22 protein-coding genes and 1 riboswitch are annotated in these 25,672 nt (G+C 34.7%); of the genes, 17 read left to right on the top strand and 5 right to left on the bottom strand.

Annotated elements, in window-relative coordinates; genetic code table 11:
- Nucleotides 1–191: 191 nt before the first annotated feature.
- From HMPREF0077_RS01970 to HMPREF0077_RS01960, 3 genes are read right to left on the bottom strand one after another with little or no spacing between them, the layout of a single operon-like run.
- A complete protein-coding gene (locus HMPREF0077_RS01970) occupies nt 192–3,518 on the bottom strand; it encodes a DEAD/DEAH box helicase (protein WP_004836213.1) in 3,327 nt (1,108 codons plus the stop codon).
- Nucleotides 3,518–4,543 (bottom strand): Eco57I restriction-modification methylase domain-containing protein, encoded by a 1,026-nt coding sequence (locus HMPREF0077_RS01965; protein WP_004836211.1) that lies wholly within the window; start codon nt 4,541–4,543, stop codon nt 3,518–3,520. The genes HMPREF0077_RS01970 and HMPREF0077_RS01965 overlap by 1 nt, the downstream gene beginning before the upstream one ends.
- A complete protein-coding gene (locus HMPREF0077_RS01960; RefSeq protein WP_004836210.1) occupies nt 4,540–5,460 on the bottom strand; it encodes a hypothetical protein in 921 nt (306 codons plus the stop codon). The genes HMPREF0077_RS01965 and HMPREF0077_RS01960 overlap by 4 nt, the downstream gene beginning before the upstream one ends.
- A gap of 222 nt (nt 5,461–5,682) precedes the next feature.
- Between HMPREF0077_RS01960 and HMPREF0077_RS01955 the strand changes: the two genes are divergently transcribed.
- The 3 genes from HMPREF0077_RS01955 to HMPREF0077_RS01945 all read left to right on the top strand — a co-directional run bounded on the left by HMPREF0077_RS01955 (nt 5,683) and on the right by HMPREF0077_RS01945 (nt 8,702).
- Nucleotides 5,683–6,381, top strand: a complete 699-nt coding sequence (locus tag HMPREF0077_RS01955; RefSeq protein WP_040349239.1) for a DUF5986 family protein — start codon at nt 5,683–5,685, stop codon at nt 6,379–6,381.
- A gap of 14 nt (nt 6,382–6,395) precedes the next feature.
- A complete protein-coding gene (locus HMPREF0077_RS01950) occupies nt 6,396–7,562 on the top strand; it encodes a helix-turn-helix domain-containing protein (protein WP_004836208.1) in 1,167 nt (388 codons plus the stop codon).
- A 315-nt stretch (nt 7,563–7,877) separates the two neighbouring features.
- Nucleotides 7,878–8,702, top strand: a complete 825-nt coding sequence (locus tag HMPREF0077_RS01945; protein ID WP_004836207.1) for a hypothetical protein — start codon at nt 7,878–7,880, stop codon at nt 8,700–8,702.
- A 412-nt stretch (nt 8,703–9,114) separates the two neighbouring features.
- Here HMPREF0077_RS01945 and HMPREF0077_RS01940 read toward each other — a convergent pair whose 3' ends face one another.
- Nucleotides 9,115–9,438 (bottom strand): hypothetical protein, encoded by a 324-nt coding sequence (locus tag HMPREF0077_RS01940; protein ID WP_040349237.1) that lies wholly within the window; start codon nt 9,436–9,438, stop codon nt 9,115–9,117.
- Nucleotides 9,439–9,467: 29 nt separating this feature from the next.
- A riboswitch (SAM riboswitch) is annotated at nt 9,468–9,579 on the bottom strand.
- A 250-nt stretch (nt 9,580–9,829) separates the two neighbouring features.
- On the opposite strand from HMPREF0077_RS01940, the gene HMPREF0077_RS01935 reads away from it, so the two are divergent.
- Nucleotides 9,830–12,076 (top strand): restriction endonuclease PLD domain-containing protein, encoded by a 2,247-nt coding sequence (locus tag HMPREF0077_RS01935; RefSeq protein WP_004836203.1) that lies wholly within the window; start codon nt 9,830–9,832, stop codon nt 12,074–12,076.
- Nucleotides 12,058–12,207 carry a phosphoribosyltransferase gene (locus tag HMPREF0077_RS10620; RefSeq protein ID WP_004836200.1) on the top strand — a complete coding sequence of 50 codons (150 nt, stop codon included), beginning with the start codon at nt 12,058–12,060 and terminating at the stop codon, nt 12,205–12,207. The genes HMPREF0077_RS01935 and HMPREF0077_RS10620 overlap by 19 nt, the downstream gene beginning before the upstream one ends.
- Nucleotides 12,208–12,251: 44 nt before the next feature.
- Here HMPREF0077_RS10620 and rodA read toward each other — a convergent pair whose 3' ends face one another.
- Entirely contained in the window at nt 12,252–13,406 is a 1,155-nt protein-coding gene (rodA, locus tag HMPREF0077_RS01930; RefSeq protein WP_004836199.1) for a rod shape-determining protein RodA, read from the bottom strand.
- A gap of 103 nt (nt 13,407–13,509) precedes the next feature.
- On the opposite strand from rodA, the gene nth reads away from it, so the two are divergent.
- From nth to smpB, 12 genes are all read left to right on the top strand, one after another.
- Nucleotides 13,510–14,151, top strand: a complete 642-nt coding sequence (nth, locus tag HMPREF0077_RS01925) for an endonuclease III (protein WP_040349234.1) — start codon at nt 13,510–13,512, stop codon at nt 14,149–14,151.
- Nucleotides 14,144–14,983 (top strand): Cof-type HAD-IIB family hydrolase, encoded by an 840-nt coding sequence (locus HMPREF0077_RS01920; RefSeq protein ID WP_004836195.1) that lies wholly within the window; start codon nt 14,144–14,146, stop codon nt 14,981–14,983. Before nth ends, HMPREF0077_RS01920 begins: the two co-directional genes overlap by 8 nt.
- The gene (locus tag HMPREF0077_RS01915; protein WP_004836194.1) at nt 14,976–15,434 is read left to right on the top strand and encodes a tRNA (cytidine(34)-2'-O)-methyltransferase; all 459 of its coding nucleotides are present in this window, start codon (nt 14,976–14,978) and stop codon (nt 15,432–15,434) included. Before HMPREF0077_RS01920 ends, HMPREF0077_RS01915 begins: the two co-directional genes overlap by 8 nt.
- 9 nt (nt 15,435–15,443) lie before the next feature.
- Nucleotides 15,444–16,370, top strand: coding sequence for a thioredoxin-disulfide reductase (gene trxB / locus HMPREF0077_RS01910; protein ID WP_004836193.1), 927 nt, complete (start codon nt 15,444–15,446; stop codon nt 16,368–16,370).
- A gap of 66 nt (nt 16,371–16,436) precedes the next feature.
- Complete coding sequence (gap, locus tag HMPREF0077_RS01905; RefSeq protein WP_004836191.1) at nt 16,437–17,444, top strand: type I glyceraldehyde-3-phosphate dehydrogenase; 1,008 nt, start codon at nt 16,437–16,439, stop codon at nt 17,442–17,444.
- A 58-nt stretch (nt 17,445–17,502) separates the two neighbouring features.
- Nucleotides 17,503–18,699 (top strand): phosphoglycerate kinase, encoded by a 1,197-nt coding sequence (locus HMPREF0077_RS01900; RefSeq protein ID WP_004836190.1) that lies wholly within the window; start codon nt 17,503–17,505, stop codon nt 18,697–18,699.
- A 9-nt stretch (nt 18,700–18,708) separates the two neighbouring features.
- Nucleotides 18,709–19,461: a triose-phosphate isomerase gene (gene tpiA / locus HMPREF0077_RS01895; RefSeq protein ID WP_004836189.1), complete on the top strand. Its 753-nt coding sequence runs from the start codon at nt 18,709–18,711 to the stop codon at nt 19,459–19,461.
- A 10-nt stretch (nt 19,462–19,471) separates the two neighbouring features.
- Nucleotides 19,472–20,767 carry a phosphopyruvate hydratase gene (gene eno / locus HMPREF0077_RS01890; RefSeq protein WP_004836187.1) on the top strand — a complete coding sequence of 432 codons (1,296 nt, stop codon included), beginning with the start codon at nt 19,472–19,474 and terminating at the stop codon, nt 20,765–20,767.
- Between the two features lie 101 nt (nt 20,768–20,868).
- Nucleotides 20,869–22,692: a beta-glucuronidase gene (uidA, locus tag HMPREF0077_RS01885; protein ID WP_004836186.1), complete on the top strand. Its 1,824-nt coding sequence runs from the start codon at nt 20,869–20,871 to the stop codon at nt 22,690–22,692.
- A gap of 143 nt (nt 22,693–22,835) precedes the next feature.
- The gene (gene secG, locus HMPREF0077_RS01880) at nt 22,836–23,063 is read left to right on the top strand and encodes a preprotein translocase subunit SecG (RefSeq protein ID WP_004836185.1); all 228 of its coding nucleotides are present in this window, start codon (nt 22,836–22,838) and stop codon (nt 23,061–23,063) included.
- Between the two features lie 61 nt (nt 23,064–23,124).
- Nucleotides 23,125–25,251, top strand: a complete 2,127-nt coding sequence (gene rnr, locus HMPREF0077_RS01875) for a ribonuclease R (RefSeq protein WP_004836183.1) — start codon at nt 23,125–23,127, stop codon at nt 25,249–25,251.
- Complete coding sequence (smpB, locus tag HMPREF0077_RS01870) at nt 25,229–25,672, top strand: SsrA-binding protein SmpB (RefSeq protein ID WP_040349233.1); 444 nt, start codon at nt 25,229–25,231, stop codon at nt 25,670–25,672. Before rnr ends, smpB begins: the two co-directional genes overlap by 23 nt.

Genomic DNA, 25,672 nt, shown 5'->3' with positions numbered 1-25,672 from the left:
AAAAGATTAACTCAAAAGAAAATACCAAAAATGAACTAACAAAAGAATAGCTGAGAGGGGCTATATATCCCTAGTCAGCTATTACAATAAAGTTCAAATTAAACTGTAGAACCGCCGTATACGTAACCGTACGTACAGTGGTGTGAGAGGACGGTGAATGAAATAATCATTTACAGACCCGTATTTATCAATCAATCCTTAAGTTCTGGATATAATTTTACCAAATCTTCCTCAAACCTATCTTCTTGGATGCTTGCTAGAGAATCTAAAAGTTTAAGCTTATGTTTTTCAATTTCTATTTCTTCACTAAAACCTAGGATGAAGTTTTTTGCAATCCTGTAAATTATCTCTGTTGGGGCAAGACCATAGACTTGCTTTCCAAAGATATGGTTTAGCCTTTCCTTATTATCTGGTAAGGCTTCTTTGATTTTTTCACTTCTGTATAACCTTTTCACGATTTCTGCCACATAGAGTCCTGATTTCATGTATGGGTCTATGAAGGTAAAGTCTTTGTTATCAAAACAACCAGGATTTTCCTTTTCAAGGAGGTCTAGCATTTGGTTTACAACCTTCCTTGGCGTAAAGATTTGGTTGGTTTTTTGGGCTGGAATATAATCAAAAATATCCCTTTTGACTTCTTCGTCGAAATAATTGGCAAGTTTTACTTTTTTATCCAAAAATTCCTTAACAGAGTCATCAAAGACACGTTCATTGAAAAGATGACCTTCATAGTGCTTCATTTCACCAGTTTCTTCGTCTAGATAATTATAGCCATCTCTTAGCATCTTAAACTCATCTATACTTATAGATGTCACCTCAAGGAAAACATCATTAGGAATAATCTTATCAAAATTATCTAGTCTAGTCTCATCGTCACCATAGGCCATGAGGAAAGATGGAATAGTCCTAGAAAAGCCCCTGAGCTTATCTCTCATTGTATCTTCTTCGGTCTTCTTTTCCTTTTCTCTCTTATCTGTTTCTATGGTTGCTATAGCAATACTTTTAGAATCCTCAATTATATTATAATTAGCAAGCGATTCTTGGACTTTTTTGCTAAACTCGTCGTATTTTTCCCTACTTAAATCATCGTATTTTTTCTCTATCTCACTTGATTCTTTTGATGATTTGGAAGTGGCAAGTTCTTCATTTTTATAATGCTCTATTTTGTTTTTCTCAATTTCATATCCTTCGTATTCTTTTCTTACAATAGAATCAACCTTATCTTCAATATTTTTTTGGATTTTCTTTTCTGTAGACCTAGTCATGTCTTCTTTGTAAACTTCCTTGGTAGCATTAACAATAATACTACTTATTGGTTTACTATAAGTATCTATAAAATCTTCAAGCTCTGTCTTTTGAGGAGTTTTTTTGATAATTAAGTCAGACTCAGCCTGGCTTATACTATCTTCAATTTCTTCATAGATTTTCTTTCCAAAGACTTCCTGAGCTTTTCCTATGATTTTCTCTTCTGGAATATCTACTTGGCCATTTTCATCGAGGTCTAATTCGTCAGCTGTATCGTCATCAACTTCAATAGGTCTTTTTTTGCCTTCCTTGTATGAATTTAACTTATTTAGGGTGTCTCTGATTGCTTGTGGAGCCCTAAAAATATTGGAAATATTTGCAAATAGGAAGTTTGACATAAAGCCACGGTTAACAACTTCTACAGCCTTAATCTTTCTTGGAATAGAAAGGACTTTTTCGGCGTCAAGCTCTATCATAACCCCATTTTCGTCCTCACCATAAACAGGGAAGAAGTTAAGAAGTTCTCTGACATGCTTTTTCCTAGTCTCATCATCTCCGCCACCACCACTAGTGGTAGGAGAAAGGTCGTTTGCAAATTGCTCAAAAATATCAAGAGTCCTTGCAGGATCAAAGTCGAAAACATAGGCGTTTTTCTTCCTAAAATGTTTACCACCATTAGAAAATAGGCAAGGATTTTGTGCCCTAAAGGCCGCTTGCATATAAAGAGAAGGTGATTTCATATTGGCAAGCATTAGGACTGCTGTCCACTCAGGCACAGTTATACCTGTAGTAAGCTGTCCAACAGAAAGGGTAATGGTCTTATCGTAATTTTTTATAGCATCTCTTACACGGTCCAAAGACTCTTCTGTAATTATCTCATCATCAATCTTGCCATCACCTGCAGCAAGGACAATCTTATAGTCTTTAAAAACTGGATTTAACTCAAGCTTTCTCTTAAGAGCCTTGGCAGAATCAACCCTATTTAGAATCCAAAAAGAGTGTTTTATCTCATCTCTAAGCTCTGGTGTAGAAAAAGGAAACTTAGTCCTCTTTTCATCAGTCAAGGCATCTAGGAACTTGTCCACATCATCATTATAGAGAAAGGCACCCCTCTCATCTGTTGAGAAAAACTCATTAAGGTCAAAGGCATATTCCACATTTTCTCCGTCAAGATCAATCCCGTCATCAAGCTCATCTCTGATAATATCTGAGATTTGATAGGTGAAAAGATTTAGTTTAGGCAAGCTTGCGTAAGGATTTTCTTCTAAATCTTCACCCACAAAATCTCTCTTCGCCCTTTGTTCGTCTGCATAGGTCCAATTATAAATTGCATCGTCTTCAAATTTGAAATTGGCAAGGGCCTTAAAAGGTGTTCCGGAAAGGTGAAGGGTATTAGCCCTTTTTATTTGATTAAAGGCTTGGTCGGTCTTGTAGGTATCCACACCCTCGTGGGCTTCGTCAATTATTAGTATATCCCAATTAGTGTTGGCGACTTCCTCAAGTTTTGGCATGTCACCACCAAAGTGAATTGAACCTTTAAGGTCTTGGAGACTTACAAATTCTATATAACCCTTGGTTTTATCAGGGTCCACCTTGTCCTTATACTCTTCTCTAGTCAAGACAAACTTCTTGTCCTTAAGGGCATCCACACGGCTAATAAAGAAATAACCGCTAGCAGGCCCGATAAATTTAACAAAATCATCATACCAAGAATTAGCAATGGCAGGTCTATTTGTAACAATCAAGATTTTTTCAAAACCCATCTTCATACAAAGGTCATAACAAGCAAGGGTCTTGCCAAAACGTGGCTTGGCATTCCAAAGAAATTCGCCCTTGTCATGAGACTTGAAATAATCCATGGTCATAGCAATAGCTTTTTCCTGTTCGTTTCTTAGCTTATAAAAAGCTGGCTTTTCATCGGCTTCTATAAGACCACGGTTTTTTCTAAATTTGAAAAAATTAAACTCAGCAAGGTCTGGTTCAATCTCAAACCACTCCTTACCTTCTTTTCGCTTAACACCAAGATTAATCAAATATTTATGAAAATCTGAATCACCAAAGGTTTCATTAGAACCTTCATAAACGGCATTATTTGCCCATTCCAACTTATAATCAACATCAGAAGTAGACACCTGTTCCCTAATCCTCACATCAGCATCCCTTTCGGTAAAACCAATCTTGGTCCAACCGTCATGCTTTCTAAGTTCTGGAGTAGTGTAGGCATAACAGACAGGTATAACTTCCTTGGTGGTAGAAATCTTTGCTTCAGTCATTATTCCATCTCCTGTACTTTTTCTTCAATAAAGTCAATCTCTTCAGGACTCAAGCCATATTTTTTGTATAATTGCTGGTCAATCTCAGCAATAGACTTGGTCCAGTCAATGTCGGAATTTTCTGTGAAATCTTGGTTAGGTACATTTTCCCAAACTTTAGAATTTTTATTACCCTGAGTAACTTTTTTAGAATTTAACATAGCTCTAGCAAATTTGGTTTTAATATACTTCAAACTATTATTTGCCTCGTCAAAACTACCAAAATTACCAAAAGTTACAAAAGTTTCGGTATAACCTTCTTTAGGATTTCCGACAAATGGCTCACTTAATATTTCCCCAAAATCACCACTACCATTTGAACTAGGAAGTACTAATTTGTAGAACATGAAGTTGCTAGGTGGATTCAAATAATCTTTGTTAAAAAATTTGGTTGCTCTTTTATAATTCTCCCTACCAACTATCTTCACATTATCCTCATCTAGTTTTTCATCTGTAAAGACTTCAGGAAATTTTTTAAAACAAGTTGATGATAAATATCTTTTTGAACCTCCAGATACTCTATTTTTAAAGTCAGGATTTTCCTCATAGAATAATTTATCGTATTTATAACTAGTATTAGAAAATATAATTTTATCGAAGAAAACTTTTTCAATACTTCTTACCTTTTTAACTATATCTTCAATCTCAGAGTGAGGGTAAAAAATCTTAATTGGTTCATGAACTTTAGTATTATCCCAAGAAGTAATGGCAACCCCACCCTTAATATCAGTAGTAGGAAAAACTTTGGAACCAACCGGTTCATATTCTAAAATTTTAAAATGAGGACTATTTAACATTTTTTTATTCCATTTAGATGGAGTTTTTCCAGTGTCAAATAGAAATCTAGATGGTGTAATAAAAGATACAAATTTTCCAACATTTATTGATGCATCATAAAAGAAATGATAAATAGGTGGATCTTCGCTTCGACCTTCTACGGTTTCATTATAAGGTGGATTACCCACTACAAAATCAAATTTTTTCATATATTCTCCTTCATTGATATAAAGGTCTGGGACTTGTTGGCCTTCCAGTCAAAAATCCTACAGGCCACAGGTTGGCCTTCCTCTTTTTCACTTATTTCCAAAAAACTTATCTGACTAGGCTCGCCTGCTGGTGCTCCAAAAGGCACAGTATCTGTTAGCCCATCCATTTGCCAGAGATTCCAAGAAATGATATTGGCGAGCTTTTCAAGGATTTTCTTATCCACATCCTCATCCCATCGCCTTTCATAATAGTCCACAAAGGTCAATAAGACATTTATCCTAGCTATCAAAAGGCTATCGCCTTGGTATTCATAACCATAAGAGGCTTGGACGGCACGAATGGCCCATTCTATCCAATCTTCCTTGCTTGTCGTGTTTTCATTAACTATCCTAAGCTTCCTATCGAGGATCCCTATCCTATTAATAGTGTGTCTGATAAGCTCACTAGTCGCTACATCATACCTAGAAACAAGATAAGGCCCCTCTCCGCAGGCTATCTCAAGTCTTGGAGAATCAACATAGGCCTGCCAGGTTTTGCCTTCAGGAAAGGAAATTTTTTCCCTAACAGGCTCCCAACTCTCTCCATTTTGGACATTGAAGACATCCTTTCTCCCAAACCAGACTTGGTCACAATAATTATTCATAAAATTAACCACCCAGCTAGGAGTGTAGACCTCAGCCTTCTTTCTAGTACGTTCAAGCTGGGTCTCAGCCGACTTGCTAGTCCTAGGCTCAAGGGCAAAACCATGAGCAAAAACAGCCTCAGAAATCTGAGCCCTATCATCAAAACTATCCCCAAAATCCTCATAGGTATTAGTCGCCCATATAATATTCTTTTTAGTAGCCTTATCCTTAAGTAAACGCTTTAGTGCAATTTTTAAAGGATAAGAGTTAAAATCAATCAACGGTTGTTCCATAATAACCTCAAATCTTATAAAGTAAAGAATTAAATTGTTACTATTATTATATCAGTTTTTGGTTAAATTTTAAAAATAATTACATAAATTGAATTTTGTCCTACGATTAAAGAAGAAATAAGCGTTGGACAAAATTTTAAAAAAATGAAAATATATTGACAAAAACTGAGTTCGGAATAAAATATAAGTAAATACTAAAATTAATAAAATATGGAGGTAAATTTGGAATCTTTAAAAGAGTTAATTGCAACTGGAATAGTTAGAGCGTTAGAGCAAGAATTTGTCTATAAAAAACAAAACCTTGGTTTAAAAACCGCAAACTGCTATAGGGACTTAAAATTAGATACAATATATTCAATATTAGAAGAAATGTTTACTTCTGATGATTACTTTATACACAACTTTAGGAGAAGCTATTGGAAAGGGCAGATTTTAGTAGATTTAAATTCTAAAGCTTTAGTAAGTATTACTAGCACAAAGAATTTAAAAAGATTGTCAAAAGATAAGTCTCGTAAAGTTCCCCACTATATGAAAACAATTATTAACTCTTTAAATAGTGAATTTAAACCTCACAAGCAATTGTCATTTGATTCTTCAAATACTGATGGTGATGAGATATATAATAAAGAATTTAATGATATTTTTTCTGATATAGGTATTAGTTTAAAGAGATTTACTTATTATATAGTTGCCTATGACTATAAATCTAATAAAGTGACCGACATTAACTGGTACTTATTTGGTAGAGATTTCTACATAGAAGATGAAGAATCATTGATGAAATATATTAAACCAGATGTTCTTGAATTAACAAGTTTAGAAAATGAAACAGATGATGCTAATACAAATTCGGAAGGTCATGAACCTAATGAAGGAATTAAACTTGGGTTAAAAAAGAAAAAATCGAAAAAACATAGTTAAGAGGTGTATATGATATGGGTTTTAAATTTAATGGAGAGAAACTTAAAACAGCAAGAACATATAGGAGTATGACATTAGCTGAATTAGGTAAATTAATTGATTTAAGTAAGCAAACTCTTTCGTTATATGAGAACAATAAAGGAAATCCTGATTTTGAAACTATTATAAAATTATCTAAGGTATTAAAATTTCCTACAAATTATTTCACTCAAGAATCTAATAATAATATAAAATCAGGATCAACTTATTTTAGAGCTTTAAGTACAACTACTAAGAAAAGTAGAGCTTCAGAAATTACAAGAGTTGAATTTATTGGTTCATTATATGAGGCGTTATATAATTATATTGATTTTCCTGAGTTGAATTTACCTACTATTTATCATGATAATGAGGATTTAACTGATGATTATATTGAAAAAATAGCATTGGAATTAAGAAATTGTTGGAATCTAGGATTAGAGCCTATTAAAAACCTACAACACGTTCTAGAATCAAATGGTCTAATTGTTGTAGGTGTCAATGTTCCTGATAGAAAGATTGATGCATACAGTCAAATTATTAATATAGATGATTATGAAACTTACATAATTGTTCTAGCTACTGGAAAAAAAGGCAAAGCGAGAATTAATTTTGACATGGCTCATGAATTAGGACATATTCTTTTGCACCCTTGGACAGAAGACATTGAGACGTTGTCAAATGAGGAGTTTAAAGAAAGAGAGAGACAGGCAAATAAGTTTGCCAGTTCATTTCTTTTACCAAGAGATACATTCTTAGCAGATTGCAGGAAATATCCAACAGAATTAGAATATTATAGAATGTTAAAAAATAAATGGGAAACTTCTATTCAAGCTATGTTATTTAGAGCCAACGAATTAGATGTTATAACCAATAATCAGTTTCAATATTTAATGAGACAAGTAAGTTCTAGAGGGTGGAGAAAAAAAGAACCAGGCGATTATCCATACACTCTAAATGAAAATATATTTAAAATGGCTATAAAATTACTTTTAGATAATGATTATTCGAAAGAAGATATTATTAACTTATTTAATGAATCTTCGGTGAATTTGTTTAGTGACGAAATTGAAGGGTTATTAAACTTACCAGAGGGATATTTGAAAATAGAAAATAAATGTGAAGATAATATTATAAAATTAAAGCTTAACGAGAAATCGTAAGAATTTTATTTGGTTAAGGTAATAAAACTAATAATAGACCAAGCTTGATATTTTGATGAGGCTTATGTGCTATAAAGTAATAATTAAGGGAAAATCTTGAAAACTAAGATAGTGATTGTATTGTCCATAATAAATTAGCCATGATATATATCAAAAATATATGTCCCTGGCATTTTGCTAATTTATTCAATGATAAAATAGATAAATTATTTTTTGATCATGATAGGATATAGATAAGCTAGGAATTAATAAAGAAAAATTTGTAATAAATTAATTGAAATAAAGAAAGTTTAAAAAACGGAAAATGGTGTCGTTATGAAGATTGAAGACTTTATCAAAGAGAGAAAAAAGCGAGATAATATAGACGAGTTTGATGTAAGTAAAAAAATAGATAATATTCATCAATTCATAAATTATGTATTTGAATATTTTAATTTATACATTGATATTGATGAATTAGAAAAAGAAAAAATAGAATTAAATGAAAAGGCCTTAAAATATAGGAAAGAATTATCTGATTATAGTATTGAAACTCAAGAATGGTTAGTAAAAATATTTATAGATGAAAATCTTAAATTTGTAAGGACATTAAGGAATAGACTGCATGAGGATATCGCATTTGGCCTTTATTATGATACAAAAGGCTGGCAAAAAGCGTCATTTAACTTATATGCAAAATTGATAAAAAAATATCCATTCTTAGATAGGTATATTGATGAACTAAATAGGTTTACTATAGATGAAAGTAACAGAACAAATATGAACTATTTAGATCAACTAAGTAATGAAGCTAAGGGAATACTCCCTGAAAAAGTTAAAGATTGGGTTTGTAAGACTGGAAAAAAATATCATGTTGATTTAATGGAATGGGCATTTGGATATGCCGAGTATTTTTGTGATAATTCAGAAGCCTGGCCTATATCTAGGAGAATAAAAGGCGAATATATCGACACTTACAACGTAAAACCAAAGAAAAATAGATTCGATATTGATGGACTATATAACCAGTTAGGAGATATTGAATATATTAGGGGTAAAAAGAAATATCTTGAAGTTATCATAATGTTTCAATGGGTAAATTTGATAGATGACCAATTTTTCGATTTCTACGAAGAGTTTTTGAAGGAAAAAGGATTTTAATGAGAAAATTATTTACTTTGTAGCATTAAGAAAGTTCTATTACAAAGTAAGAAAATAATTATTATTAAATCCTAGCATTTAAAGTGCTAAGGCTTTCCCATACCTTGTTTAATAAAAATGGGCGAAACCAGCCAATACCAGTAGACAAGTTCTGCTTTATTAGATAAAATATAGGGAGATAATTTCTTGTTTTAAATTAATAAAATATTTTGATGAGGCCTATGGTCTATAATAAATATGAAATTTTATAGTATTGACAAATAAGAATTATTTTATATAATATTTTTACAATGCTGGGGTGGTAATTAGGCTACCCATCACAAAAAAGCCAGGATATGTATCAGACATACATATTACTGGCTTTTTTTGGTAGTTTTGTTTTCAATCTCATAATGAATATTGGGAGTATTTACTAATCATTATAGTCAAATCTTTCTTTTTTGAAGGTGAAAAGGTCTTTGCCTTCGTATTGTTTGTATATTTTGTAGATGGTGTAGAACTCTTCTTCTCTGATGGCGTGGTCGCCTATTATGGTTCCAAATTTTACTCCGATCATGGCTCTTCCGTAGAGTTTTTGGTTGAGGTCTACAAAAATCCATGGACATATAGGGCTATAGCCTATAGGGTTATGCTCGCTGAAGCCATCTTTTTCTAAGAATTCTACTAATTTAGCGTCCCCATTTTTTAGGTCATCATCTGCTACTAAGAAACTTACTTTTACTGTTCTTTTTTCCATAATTTCCTCCTTTTTAGAGAAGAAAAAAACACCCATCGACGATGGATGCGATCTGCCCCATCATTCAAGCTTTAGCACCTTAGATTTTTCCAGGTTGCTGAAGGATCGTCGAGCTTGTCTCTAACCTTCTCTTTATGGTAGTTTCATTATATTCTTGGATGGATTTTATGCAAGTTGGCTTATCCAAAACCTATAAGTCTCCCCATATTTCTCATAGGTTGCCTCTTGGCTGCCACAGCCTTGGGCGAATTTGTAGATTGTGACTTCTCCCAGGGATTTTCTTTTTTATGCTAGCTTCTTTTATTTTCTACCCTTATATTGTATCAGTTGCTTTTAAAAACTTTTATTGGGGTATCTATTTATTAGGATATATTTTTGCTAAGGAGGGCTTATGGAGTCTAGGAATTTGAGTTTTTTGGATGATGTTAGTGATGATTTTAAAATTTCTACCCTACATATTTTAAAGGATGGCGAGGAGGTGGACCTGGCTATAGAGGAGATTTTTGATAAGGATACTTTTGATCACCTTATTGGGGTTACTTATTCAATTTCTCCTTCTTTTGTGAACAAATATTTAATTGATTTTGCTTCTTGTGAGCTGGTGATTGGGATTGACAATGATTATATCAAGGATTCGATTAATAGGCTTGCAGAGCACCTTAAGGAGAATATTCTTGACCAAATCCAAGGTGAGCCGATTAAATTTTATGATGAGTTGGCTATGAAGGCTAAGTTTAATTTGGATAGGGGAGCCCTTAAGGTCTGGGTGTCGGCTAGCCACCTTATTCATTCAAAATTTTATCTCTTGTGGAATGATAGGGGCGATAAGAGGCTTGTTCTAGGCTCTGCCAATCTTTCTCAGAGGGCCTTTGATAAGGCTTCTATGCAATTTGAAAATATTCTTATCCTTGATGATTCTTCTTATTTTGATACCTATATGGCTTATTATAGGGATAGTCTGTCTAAGGTTTTGACTGATTATATACCTAAAGACCTCAAGAAACTTAATGCCAAGACTTTTAAAAATATTTCTTCTATTGATGAGATTTCTGCCGATGAGGTCTTTATTATTTCCAATGACCAGGTGGCTAATATCAAGGAGAAGGCTGTGGTGGATATAATTGAGGATGTGAAGGATAAGATTAGCCTTGGGATTTGTGAAGATTCCCTTATCAGCCAGCTTGATAATATCGATAGCGATAGGGCAGCCCAAAAAAGGGATGAAAAAATGAAGGCTGATGCAGAAGAGGTGTCCTTTGAGCTTGCTAAGGAGCTGATTAATAAGAGAAAGAATGAGCCGGCTCTTTACTCAAAGGAGACCATTAGCAAGAAGGTTAGGAAAAAGGTTGAAAAGATTAGCGTGAGGGAAGTTGAAAATACATCTGCCATAGAAAGGGTCGAGCTTTTTAGCAAGAGGGATTTGAGAAATTCTAGAAAGGATATGACAGGTCTTTTTGTAAGGTCTAGCCTTAATTCTAACAATCTTATCCCCTTTGGCAAGAAGGCCAGCCAGGAAGACCTCGCTAGGTCTTTGAAATGCCTAAATAACTATATGAAGGGCTTTGAATCTTATGCAAATTCCTATACAGATGATTATGGCAAGAGGATTTTCGAGAGTATCCTCTGCATTTTCACCTCTCCCTTTATTTACGAGCTGAGAGATAAGATTGAAATTGTTGAAAATAGGCTAGACATACCCCAATTTATCTTTATAGGTGGTGAGGCTGGCTCTGGCAAGTCTTCCCTCCTTTCGATTATGTCCAAGCTTACAGGCATCAACGAGGGCGGTTTTTACCAATGGAAGGACCTTTTAGGCACCAGGGGCAATAGCCAAAAAAGGGATAGGATTGACAACTTACTGGACTGGATTAGAGGGGAAAATGTTAACCCTATCCTCGTAGATGAGATTGACAATGAATTTTTTACTACAGAAAAATATGGCAAGGAATTTATAGTTTCAACATCAAATCTATCAATCAGGAGGGATAATCCTTATCCAATTATGATCGGGACGACCAATACCAAGTCCTACGCCCTGCCAAAGGAGGCCAGGAGGAGGTCCTATTATTTGATAATTGATAGGATTCTTAGAAAATCCCAAGAGTCGGCTGATTTTTATAAAGATATCTACGAAAGTATTGACAATACCCTCTTTTTGGATTTTTGCTATAGGATGGCCTTAAGGCTTGAAAGCGAGGAAGACTACAAGTGGGATATCTATACAGAAGATAATAATTTTGATTTTTTATACAATTCTAGGGAGATTTTCAAAGACTATTACGAAAAGGCCGACCTGCCTCTGCCAAGATATTTCCCAGAAAAGAAGTACAACGATGACACCGAGGCCAATAAGGAAAAGTGGAAAAACCTCTACCGAGGCTCTAGGGACCTTTTCGTATATGATGAGGAAACGGGCCATCTTTTTGTCAATATTAGCCAGCTTAACGAATCCTACAGGACCTACGGGGCAAGCACTGGGCAAATTTATGCCGATGCCCTCCCTCAGGAAGTCTGTGTGGGAAGCGTGCATGGAGTGGTAAATATAGAACTTGATACGGCTAAATTTTTGGCATGGATTGAAGTTGAAAATCCATATGCTAGGAAAAAGTCCTTTATTAAGTGGATACTTGGAGAGTAGGAAGCTTTCTATATTTTGTAGATGATTTAATAACGACAGCTAATACTGTTCTAGAAATTATTAGGGAATTGAAAAAAAGAAAGGCAAGTGAAGTAGTAAGTCTTGCTATTGCATCAGAACGTGGGAACTAAAAAAGGAGCATTGATGAAAATTCAATAGCTCCTTTTTGTATGTTTTATTGACTTAATACACTTACATTGATAAGGTTTAAGTTCTCCTCATCTATTATGCCATCGTCGTATTGCTTCTTTTGCATGGAGGCTGATAGGGCAAGACCAATATTTATCAGACTTATTAACTGGAAGGTTCCTCCATATGAGAAGAAAGGAAGGGGAATTCCTGTTACCGGCATAAGACCAATGGTCATTGAGATGTTTTCGAAAATATGGATAAACAAGAGGCCAGCTATACCTGTTAGCATGTTTGTAATAAAAGTATTTTTTGAAGTCTTGGCTATTATTACAAGCCTCATTATAATAATTGCAAAAAGACTTATTACTATTATAGAACCGATAAAGCCCAATTCTTCTGCAAGGACAGAAAAAATAAAGTCTGTTTCCTTTTCTGGTATATAACCATATTGGGATTGACTTCCTCTGAGATAGCCCCTGCCTGTTAGCATACCTGATCCTATAGCTATAAGTCCTTGTTGTTGTTGCCAGTTACTTCCTGAAGTATCTCTTGAAGGGTCTAGGAAGTTTTCGATTCTATCAAGTCTATAACCGGATAGATTTGTAAGAACTACAAATCCTACTATAAGACCAAGACCTGCGAATATTCCAATCCATTTCCAAGAAATACCAGCAATGAAGATCATAGCTGCTACAAAAAATACATAAACCATAGCTGTTCCGAAGTCTGGTTGTAAAAGGATAAGACCTATTGGAAATCCAGCCATAAGTATAATCTTTGCTAAAGTTTTCCTATCGTTGATATCAAATTTATGCTTATCCAGAAAAGCAGAAAGGGAAAATATGATACCGACCTTCGCTATTTCTGAGGGTTGGAAGGAAAAAGAACCTATGTAAACCCAAGACCTAGAGCCCCATTCATCAAGACCACGCCCCAAGGCTAGGGTCATAATAAGTAGGATAATCATTAGTCCATAGACATACCAATAGGATCTTTTGATAAAATCTAAATCAACTGTGCAAAGGATTAAGATTATAATAAAACCCAGGATAGTTGCGAATAACTGAGTCAAAATAGGCTTGATATTACCACCATAAGCCGAATAAAGAACAACTAGACCTATTATGCTTAAAGCTATTGTAGAAAACAAAAGCATAAGGTCCAGTTCTTTTAAATCTTTTTTCTTTAAATTAAACATTAAATCACTCCAATTCTCTAATTATTATATAACATGGCAATCTCTTAATCAATCAAAATGTTATTTTAGAGGCTAAGAGTATAATAAAAAGCGAGGTGATAGTATTTTAGATTCAAAACAAATTAAGAAGCTTTTGGAAATTTTGGATAAGATGTATCCAGATGTTGATTATTCGATGTTAAAATTCACGACTCCCTTCGAACTTCTAGTTGCGACTATACTTTCTGCCCAATCGACTGATGTGAGGGTAAACAAGGTAACTAGTGTGATGTTTAAAGACATGAATACACCCGAACAATTTGCCAAAGCTGATATAAAAACTATTGAAAACTATATAAAGACAGTAGGAATTTACAAGAATAAGGCAAAAAATATTTCTGCTACAAGCAAGATTTTGTACAAGGACTACAATAGCAAGGTACCAAAAGATATAAAAGAATTGATGAAACTGCCAGGAGTTGGCAGGAAAACAGCTAATGTTGTAGCATCAAATGCTTTTAATATACCTGCAATAGCAGTAGATACTCATGTATTTAGGGTCTCCAACAGATTGGGGCTTGCCTGTGCAAACAACGTAGAAAAAACCGAAGAACAACTTATGGCTAACATAGATAAAAATAGGTGGAGAAAGACCCATCACCAGCTAATAACCCATGGTAGGGCCTTGTGCAAGGCAAGAAATCCCTTGTGCGAAGAGTGTGATTTGAATGTTCTATGCGAATATTACAGGAGGGAATATGATTAAATTATTTGCCCTTGATATGGACGGAACCCTCTTAGATTCTAAATCAAGATTGAGGGAGGAGACAATAGATGCCCTAAAAGATTTACAAGCAAGTGGAGTAAGGGTCCTTCTTTGTAGTGGTAGAGTTTTCTCTTCAGTCTATCATTATGCAAGAGAAATTGATGATAAGCCTTGCCTTATAGCAAACAATGGGGCAGTTATGGGTTTATCTTACAAAAAGCTTTTTTACCAAGAGGCGATTTCTTATGAAGACTTAGAAAAACTCTATGAAATTTCCCTTGCCTATAATCTTGACTTTCATTTCTATGATTTAGATACCTATTATTCAAATAAGTTTGATCAAGATAGGGTTAGGCACTTACTAGTTGATCCAGATGATAGAGACCATTATACAGTGAAATTTTCAATAAGTGATAATCCTATAAAAGAATTAAAAGATAGAAAGCACACAGCTTATAAGTTTCAAATAAATAATCTCGATATAAATCCCCTAGGAAAGGAAAAACTCAAGAATTTGTTAGCAAAAGAGTTCTCTGATAAGCTTAGCTTTACTTCGTCATTTGATAGGGTCTTGGAAATTATGGCAGGAGGAGTAAGTAAGGCTAAGACTTTGGAAGGGCTTGTTGACAAAATGGGGCTTGATAGAAATAATCTAGCTGCCATTGGAGATGGTCTTAACGATTTGGAAATGTTAAAAATTTCAAAGCTTTCCTTTGCCATGGCAAATGGAAAAGATGAAGTCAAAGAAATAGCTGATTATATTGTCTCTAATAACGACAGTGGGGGGATATTAGAAGCTTGTAAGCTTATTAAGGAATATAACCATGTATAATATAGTTTTAATTTCACCAGAACATCCAGGTAATGTTGGTAATATAGGAAGGACTTGCGTCCTTACCGAATCAAGACTTCACTTGATAAGGCCCTTTAAATTTGACTTTTCTGATAGGTTTTTGAAAAGAGCGGGTATAGATTACTGGGAGAAGGTAGATTTGGTAATCCACGACTCTTTGGAAGAATTTATGGAATTTGTTAAAGACAAAAGATACTTCTTGATAGAAACTCCCAGCGATAAAAAATATACAGATGTTTCTTTCAAAGATGGAGATTACTTGATTTTTGGTAGAGAAAAAGAAGGCATAGATGAGTCTCTACTAAAAGCCAACAAGGATAAGATTCTAACTATACCTATGACTAAAAAGATTGATAGATCACTAAATCTTGCTAATTCGGTTTCTATAGTTTTGTATGAAGCCCTAAGGCAAGCTGGCTTTAATTTTTAAGGAGGAAAAATGTACGATATAATAATAATTGGTGGAGGTCCAGCAGGACTTACTGCAGGTTTATACGCAGGAAGAAGTAAACTAAAGACATTGATTATAGAAAAAGCTGTAGCTGGTGGACAAATTTCAGGAACAGCTTTTGTAGAAAACTATCCAGGCTCCATACCTGAAGCAACAGGCATGGGACTTGCCGAGAGAGTCTTAGAACAAGCAGAAGAATTTTGTGAAATCAAATATGCTAATGTAAAAGCAGTAGAACTAGAAGGCAAAGTCAAGAAAGTCGTAACCGATGAAGGAGAATTCGAGGCAAAAGTCATAATAATTTCTACAGGGGCAAGTCATAGAAAATTGGGTGCACCTGGTGAGGAAGAATTTGCTAACAAGGGCGTATCATATTGCGCTACTTGTGATGGTCCATTTTTTACAGGCCTTGACATCTTTGTAGTAGGAGGTGGAGATTCTGCCCTAGAAGAAGCAAACTACCTTACTAAGTTTGGAAAATCAGTAACTATAATTCATAGAAGAGATGAATTTAGGGCAAGTGGGGTGGTTGTCGATAAAATAAAATCTAACCCAAAAATCAAATTAGTCCTTGATTCTGTAGTTAAAGAAATAAAGGGAAATAAGGAAGCAGAAGCTCTCCTAGTAGAAAATGTTAAAACTGGAGAAATAAAAGAATTAAAATCTGATGATAATTCTCCAATTGGGGTATTTATATTTGTAGGATACATTCCACAAACCGATATATTCGAAGGCAAGATAGAAATGAACCATGGTTATATCCTAACCGATGAAGATATGAAAACAAATGTAGAAGGAGTATTTGCCATAGGCGATACTAGAGATAAGAAGGTTAGGCAAATGGTAACAGCAGCAGGAGACGGATGCACTGCAGCAGTTCTTGCAAATAGGTACCTTGAAGGTGCCAAATGGTAAATGTTGACAAAAATCTAACAAATAAGTAAAGTAATATTTGTAGAAAGAATTAATTAGGAGGAAATAATGGCAACAAAAGTAGCAATTAATGGGTTTGGTAGAATCGGACGTCTTACACTAAGAAGAATCGCCGAAGTTGAAGATAATATTGAAGTAGTAGCAATCAATGACCTTATAGACAAAGAAGGTCTACTATATGCTTTCAAATACGATACAGCTCAAGGAAGATTCAATGGAGACGCTGAACTAACAGAAGATGGATTTAGAATTAACGGAAAAGAAATTAAAGTTTTCGCTGAAAGAAATCCAGAAGACCTACCTTGGGGAGAACTTGGAGTTGATATAGTTCTTGAATGTACAGGTTTCTTCACAGAAAAAGAAAAAGCTGAAGCTCACATCAAAGCAGGAGCTAAGAAAGTTCTAATTTCTGCACCAGGTAAAGGTGATATGAAAACTATAGTATTTGGTGTTAACCACGACATTCTTGATGGATCAGAAACAGTTGTTTCAGGCGCAAGCTGTACAACAAACTGCTTATCACCAATGGTTAACGTATTACTAAAGGAATTTGGATTTGTTTCTGGACAAATGTCTACAATCCACGCATACACAGCTACTCAAGCTATCCAAGATACACCAGCTTCTAAGAAAGATTTAAGAGGTGGTAGAGCTGCAGCACAAAACACAATTCCAGCATCAACAGGAGCTGCAAAGGCTGTAGGTAAGGTACTTCCAGAAGTAGAAGGAAAAATTGATGGATCAGCCCTAAGAGTTCCAACAATTACAGGATCAATCACAGAGCTTTACTCAGTGCTTGAGAAAAAAGTAACTGTAGAAGAAGTTAATGCAGCTATGAAGAAATACTCAAATGATGCATTTGCGTACACAGAAGATGATATAGTATCAAGCGATATAATTGGTTACCCAGCAGGTTCAATATTTGATTCTCAACTTACAAAGATAGTTGAAGGAGCAAATGGAACACAAGTTGTTAAGACTGTTGCATGGTATGACAACGAAATGGGATATGTATCTAACTTAGTTAGAACACTTGACTATCTAGCAAATCTTTAAGAGTTAATTAAGGCGGAGGATAGCTTCCGCCTTTTTTCACGAAAACACGAGGAGACTTATGAATAAAAAAACTGTAAAAGACTTAGATGTGAAGGGCAAAAAGGTACTTGTAAGAGTAGACTTTAACGTACCTCTTTCTAAAGAAAATAACGAAGAAATAGCTGACGATACAAGAATCAGAGCAGCACTTCCAACAATTGACTACCTATTAGAAAATGAAGCAAAGGTAATCCTTATGAGCCACCTTGGCAGACCAAAGGGAGAAGCAAAACCTGAATTTTCTCTAAAACCAGTAGCTAAATGGTTAGAAAATCACTACAATGGCAAATTCCATTTCTTCCCATCAGATGTAGTTGTTGATGAAAAAGTTAAAGAAGAAGTTAATGGTCTAAAAGATGGTGAACTTTGCCTAATTGAAAATACTAGATATGTAGCAGGTGAAACCAAAAATGACCCTGAATTTGCTAAACAATTAGCTTCCCTTGCTGATTTATATGTAAATGATGCTTTTGGTACAAGCCACAGAGCACACGCATCAAACGTCGGTGTTGCAAGCATACTTCCATCAGCAGTAGGATTTTTGATTGAAAAAGAAATATCAGTAATGGGTAAGGCCCTAGAAGCACCAGAACATCCATTTGTATCAATCCTTGGAGGAGCTAAGGTTTCAGATAAGATAGGTGTTATTGAAAACTTGATTACAAAAGTAGACACTATTCTAATCGGTGGTGGTATGGCTTACACCTTCCTAAAGGCTCAAGGAAAAGAAATTGGTAAATCCCTTCTTGAAGAAGACAAGATGGACCTTTCACTTGAACTAATCAAAAAAGCAGAAGCTAACAATGTAGAAATCTTACTACCAATAGATGTAGTTATTGCTGATGAGATTAAGGCAGGAGCAGAAACTGAGATAGTTGATATAGACTCTATTCCAGAAGATAAAGAGGCTTTGGACATAGGTCCAAAAACTGCTGAACTATTTGCTTCAAAGATAAAAGATGCTAAGACTGTTGTTTGGAATGGACCAATGGGAGTATTTGAAATAAAAGAATTCGCAAATGGAACAAACAAAGTAGCAGAAGCTCTAGCAGAATCTAATGCTGTAACAATAGTTGGTGGTGGTGACTCAGCTCTTGCAATAGAACTTGCTGGTCTAAAAGATAAGATAACCCACGTTTCAACAGGTGGTGGAGCAAGCTTAGAGTTCCTTGAAGGAAAAGACCTACCAGGTATCACTTCAATAGAAGACAAATAAGGAGAAACAATGCGTAAACCAGTAATAGTAGGAAACTGGAAGATGAATATGACAGTTTCTGAAGCAGAAAAGCTACTTGACGAAATTAAAAATCTAGACTTAGATGAAAATGTAGAAGCAGGTGTTTGTACACCAGCCATTGACCTAGTAGTTTGCAAGGAAAAATTAAGTGGAACAAATATTGGCTTTGGCGGACAAAATATGTATTTTGAAGAAAGTGGAGCTTTCACAGGAGAAATCTCACCACTAATGCTAACAGATGTCGGAGCAAAATATGTAATTTTAGGCCACTCTGAAAGACGTGAATACTTCAAAGAATGTGACTGTCTAATCAATAAAAAGGTAAAAGCAGCCCTAGCCCATGATTTAGTACCTATACTTTGTTGTGGAGAAACTCTTGAAGAAAGAGAAGCCAATGAACATGAAGCAAAAGTAAAAGGACAAATTGAAAAAGACCTCAAAGATGTTTCAACAGAAGATATTGAAAAAGTAATCATAGCTTATGAACCAATTTGGGCAATAGGTACAGGCAAAACAGCATCAAGTGAAGATGCAGATGCTATGTGTGGCTATATTAGAAGCTTAATAGCTGAAAAATATGGCAAAGATGCTTCTGAAAAAGTAAGAATTCAATATGGTGGTTCTGTAAAACCAAACAATGTAGTAGAATTAATGGGCAAAGATAATATTGACGGCGCCCTAGTTGGTGGAGCAAGCTTAAAGGCAGAAGACTTTGCTCTTTTAGTAAATTTCAATAAATAAGGAGAAATAAATGAGTTTAATAACAGATGTATATGCAAGACAAATTCTTGATTCAAGAGGAAATCCAACAGTAGAAGTAGAAGTTTACACAGAAGATGGCGGTTTTGGTAGAGCAAGCGTACCATCAGGTGCATCAACTGGTGAATGGGAAGCTGTAGAACTTAGAGATGGTGATAAAAATTATTACCTAGGAAAATCAGTTCTAAAGGCTGTTGAAAACGTAAATGAAATCATCGCTGAAGAACTTGAATACACTTATGATGTAACAGATCAAATTGGTGTAGATATGGCTATGATTGAACTTGATGGAACAGAAAACAAGGGCAAACTCGGTGCTAACGCAATCCTAGGTGTATCCCTAGCAGTAGCAAAAGCTGCAGCTAACGAACTAGGTATGTCCCTATATAACTACATCGGTGGAGTTAATGCAAAACTTCTACCAACACCAATGATGAACATTCTAAACGGTGGAGAACACGCTGATAACTCAGTTGATATCCAAGAATTCATGATCTTCCCACTAGGAGCAGAAAGCTTTGCTCATGCCCTACAAATTGGTGCAGAAGTATTCCACAGCCTAAAATCAGTCCTTTCATCTAAAGGCTACAACACAGCTGTAGGAGATGAAGGTGGATTTGCTCCAAACCTAAAATCAAACGAAGAAGCCCTAGAGATTATCTGTGAAGCTATTAAGGCTGCTGGATACGAACCAGGTAAAGACGTATATATAGCAATGGACTGTGCTTCAAGCGAATTCTACAACAAGGAAGATGGAAAATATCACCTTGATGGAGAAGGAACAGTAAAAACTGAAGATGAAATGATTGACTGGTTAGAAGAATTAGTAGGTAAATATCCAATCATCTCTATCGAAGATGGTCTTGATGAAAATGACTGGGAAGGTTGGGCAAAACTTACACAAAGACTTGGCAATAAAGTTCAACTTGTAGGTGATGACCTATTCGTAACAAATACAAAGAAACTTGAAAAAGGAATTAAAGAAGGTGTTGCTAACGCAATCCTAATCAAAGTTAACCAAATTGGTTCACTAACAGAAACACTTAATGCCATCGAAATGGCTAAAGAAGCAGGTTATACTGCAGTTGTTTCTCACAGATCAGGTGAAACAGAAGACGTAACAATTTCTGACTTAGTAGTAGCTGTAAATGCTGGACAAATCAAAACAGGTGCTCCATCAAGAACAGACAGAGTTGCAAAATACAACCAACTTCTAAGAATAGAAGATGAACTAGGCGATGACGCAAGATTTAAAGGAATCAAGGCCTTCTACAACATCAACAAATAATATTAGCAATTAAGGCAGCCTTGGGGCTGTCTTTTTTTTATATTTATAATTAAAATTTTATTAAATGGATATAATATTAATAAGGAAGTAAAGGAGGCGTTATGTTATTTCCAATTAATAGTAAATCAAGAAGGCTCACGAGCCTAGATGGAAGCTGGGAGTTTAAGTTAGGAGATGGAAAGAAGGAATTTGATGAAAGTTTTAAAAATCATATCCTAAAAGATACGAGACCTATGCCTGTTCCATCATCATTTAACGATATATATGAAGATGTTAGGGATTATTTTGGTTGGGTATTTTATCAAAAGGTATTTGATTATCCAAAGTCAGATAAAAAGGATTTGATTTTAAGATTTGACTCTGTAACCCATTTCGCTAAGGTCTTTTTGAATGACGAACTTATAGGGGAGCACAAGGGTGGCTTTTTGCCATTTGAAATTGATATTACAGGAAAGTTAAAGGAAGAAGGTAATATCTTAACTCTTGCTGTAAGCAATGTAATTAATTATTCGACCTTGCCAGTGGGAGGCCTTAATAATATGATGCAAGGCTTTATGGGCATAGGAGAAAAACCTGATGTAAATCAAGAGCAAAAAGAAAACAATCCTAACTTCGATTTCTTCAATTATGCAGGTATACAAAGACACGTTTGGCTTATGGAAGTAGAGAAAAATCGTATAGATGACATAAGCATAGTTAGTGAAATTGAGGGAAGTTTAGCCAAAGTTTCTTATAAATTAGCAACAATAGGTGAGGGTGAGGCTAGCCTTAAAGTATATGATGAAGATAAAAATTTAATTACAACTTGTGTAGGCAAAGAAAATACTTTTGAAATTAAAGATGTAAAACTTTGGGATGTCTTAAAAGCCTACCATTATGAATTTAGATTTACTTTTGCAGATGATGAGTATATCTTAGACCAGGGTATTAGAAAAATTGAAGTTAAGGGTGGTCAGTTCCTTCTTAATGATAAGCCAGTTTATTTTAAGGGTTATGGCAAACACGAAGATTATTTCCCAAATGGTAGAGGTTTCAATGAAGTACTTAGCCACAAAGACTTTTCTCTAATGAAAAAACAAGGCGCTAATTCATTTAGAACTAGCCACTACCCTTATGCTGAAGAGACGATAAGACTTGCAGATAGGTTGGGCTTTCTTGTAATTGATGAGACTACAGCAGTAGGCCTTAATGGTAGTTTTGGTGGAGGAGCAAACTTTAATGGTCAAGCCCTTTCAACCTTTGACAAACATGGTATAGCTGATACTTGTGGTGACCATCACAGGGATGTTATTAGAGATTTAATCGCTAGAGATAAAAACTATGCATGTGTAGTCATCTGGTCAATAGCCAATGAACCAGACTCAACTAGTGATGGAGCTTACGAATATTTTAAGGATAAGTTTGACCTAGCTAGAAAAAGTGATCCACAAAAGAGACCTTGCACACTAGTTTCTGTTCAAGCCCAAGACCCGCTCAAAGACGTTAGTGCTAAACTATCTGATGTAATTTGTCTAAATAGATATTATGGTTGGTATTTTGGAGGTCCAGACTTAGTTAAACCTATGGACTTATTTAGAAAAGAACTCGATTATTGGAATGGATTAAATAAGCCTATAATCATAACAGAATATGGAGCAGACACTATAGCTGGCTTCCATGATTACTCAGACTATCCTGGTATGTACACAGAAGAATTCCAAGTAGCATATTACAAGGCAAGCAATGCTGTAATGGATGAGCATGAAAATATTGTTGGCGAGCATCCTTGGAACTTCGCAGACTTTGCAACAGCTCAAGGTTTGTTAAGGATAAATGGTAACAAGAAGGGAATCTTTACAAGAGATAGAAAACCAAAACTTGCCGCCTTCTATTTCCAAGAAAGGTGGAATAAAATAGACAATAATTTTGATAAGAAAAATAAATAGCAAATTTGTTAAGCTTGCAGGTGTAATATCTGCAAGCTTTTTAAATTAAATAACAGGTATCTTTATTTTTGTCAAGGACTTATTTTATTGAAATTTCATAGGAATTATGGTATTATAACATAGTATGAATCGGAGGTGTCTATATGGTAAATTTCTTAGCGATTGTGTTAGTTATTGCATCCCTTATTATTATAGTAGCAGTAACCTTACAAGATCCTAAAACTGAAGGTCTTGGAGCTCTCTCAGGAACACAAACTAACGTGTTTGGTAGAAGCGCTCACAGATCTAAGAATGAAATGTTAGATAAAGTTGCTATTGCTGGTGGAGTAATTTTGTTCCTAGCAAGCTTAATTATGATAGCAATTAACTAAGAAGGGGTAAGCTATATATATAGCTTAGCCTTTTTTTTTAATATAGGCATAAGGAGAAGTTATGAATTTAAAAGATGTAATATTAAATATAGTCTATGATCCATCCTACATAGCAATGACTAAAAAAGACCTTGATAAATATTTGAGAGTTGACAAGTACACCCAAAAAGCGGTTAGAGATATATTAAAAGAACTTGAGAAAGAAAATAAAATTCGAATTTCAAAAAGGAATCGAATAATGCCTATAACAGAAGATGAATTAAATTTGATAGGAAATATTTCTATGGCTCAGGGAGGCTATGGTTTTTTTGTTTCTGATAATGAAGATTACGAAGATGTCTTTATTAAAAAAGATCAGTTGAAGGGTGCTCATAATAAGGATAGGGTTAGGATAGAACTTATTAAAGAAAGGCAAAAGGGCAGAAATGCCGAAGGTAAGGTTGTTGAAATATTAGAAAGAGCCAAGGAAGAGATAGTTGGAACTTATCAAAAAAACAAGGGTTTTGGCTTTGTTATTCCAGATGATAGGTCCTTTGGTGATGATATTTTTATAGGAGAAAAAAATTCTCTTAGGGCTAAGAATAAGGACAAGGTAGTAGTAGAAATAATTGACTATCCTAAAAATGGCAAGCCAGAGGGAAAAATTATAGAGATAATAGGGGGAAGGAAGGATAAGAATATTGATATTCTTTCACTTATTCGTGCTCACAATTTGCCATATGAGTTTTCTAAGGAAACTAAGAAAGAAAGCCTATATATAGAAGAAAAAATTAGCAAAAATGAAATAGAAGCAAGGACAGATTTTAGAAAGCTCTTTACAGTTACCATTGATGGACGAGATTCCAAAGATTTTGATGATGCAATTTCTATAGAAAGAAACGGGGAAAACTATGACCTATATGTCCATATAGCAGATGTTGCTCATTATGTTAAGAAATCAACTGCCATTGATGATGATGCTTACGAGAGGGGAAACTCTACCTACTTATTTAATATTGTCCTTCCTATGTTGCCAGAAGCCTTGTCTAATGGCATATGTTCACTTAATCCTAATGAAGATAGGCTTGCCCTTACATGTAAGATGACTATAAATGATAAGGGTAAGGTAATAGCTGATGATTTTTATGAGTCGATCATAAATTCTGATTATAGATTGGTCTACGACGATGTCAACGCCTTTCTTGATGATGGGGATGAAAATATCTATGATGATGAAATTATTAAAGAAAAGCTTCTTGATTTCGATAAACTTAGAGAGATTCTAAGGAATATGAGAGAAAAGAGAGGATCTATAGATTTTAATTTCTCTGAAAGCCAAATAGATGTTGCAGAAGATGGTAGGGTATTGAGCATATCCAAGATGCAAAGAGGCTCAGGCAATAAGATGATAGAGGAATTTATGCTAGCAGCCAATGAGTGCGTAGCAAGTCTTTTTGCCTACATGGATTTTCCCTTCATTTACAGAATCCACGAAAAGCCAAAGGATGAGAAGGTAGAAACTTTCAAGAAAGCCCTAGCTGCAATGGGATATACTATCAGAGGAAATGACCTACATCCAAAAGATTTCCAAAAAATTCTAGAAAAAGTTTGCGGAAAAGACATAGAATCTGTAATAAATCTCTTGATGCTTAGAACTATGCAAAAGGCAAAATATTCTAATCACAGAGACATCCACTTTGGTCTTTCCACATCATTTTATACTCATTTTACTTCGCCTATTAGGAGGTATCCTGACTTAATAGTTCATAGATTATTAAAAAAATACATCAACAACAAGTTAGGATCCATAAATCAGACCAGCCTAGAAAAATCCTTGGCTAATAATGCTGACCATCTTTCTATGACTGAAAGAAGAAGTGAAGAATGTGAAAGAGATGTAGAAGATTTATTAAAGTGTAAGTATATGATTCGCTATATTGGAGATGTTTTCCATGGAAATATATCTTCTATTACTGAATTTGGAATTTTCATTGAACTTGACAATACAGTCGAAGGACTTTTTATGTATAAGTTTTCCGATGACAGATACGAATATTTAGAAGATCAGATGAAAGCTTACAATACAGACAGCAAAAGCTTTTATTCTATTGGCGACAGGGTTAAAATAAGGGTAATGGATGTGGATATTTATCAAAGAAATATCGACTTTGATATGGAGGTAGATGATGAAATTATTAGCCAACAATAAGAAGGCTTATCATGATTATTTTATAGAAGAAAAATATGAGGCAGGCATTTCTTTATCAGGTAGTGAAGTAAAAAGCATGAAGCAGGGTAAAGTATCTATAAAGGAATCCTTTATAGGAGATAGAAACGGAGAAATGTTTATATATGGCATGCACGTTACACCCTATGATCATGCCTATGATAAGGACATCGATCCAACAAGGACTAGAAAGCTTCTGCTTCATAAAAAAGAAATAAATAAATTAATTGGCCAAAAAACTCAAGCAGGTTATACAATTGTCCCTCTAAGAGTCTACGAATCAGAAGGTCTAGTTAAGATTGAAATAGCCTTAGCCAAGGGTAAGAAGCAATATGATAAAAGAGACAGTCTAAAGGCAAAAGACGACAAGAGAAAAATCGACAGAGCCCTCAAGAACTATTAA

This window comes from Anaerococcus tetradius ATCC 35098 (assembly GCF_000159095.1).
Classification (GTDB): Bacteria; Bacillota; Clostridia; order Tissierellales; family Peptoniphilaceae; genus Anaerococcus; species Anaerococcus tetradius.
This window is presented reverse-complemented; position numbering and strand designations above follow the sequence as displayed.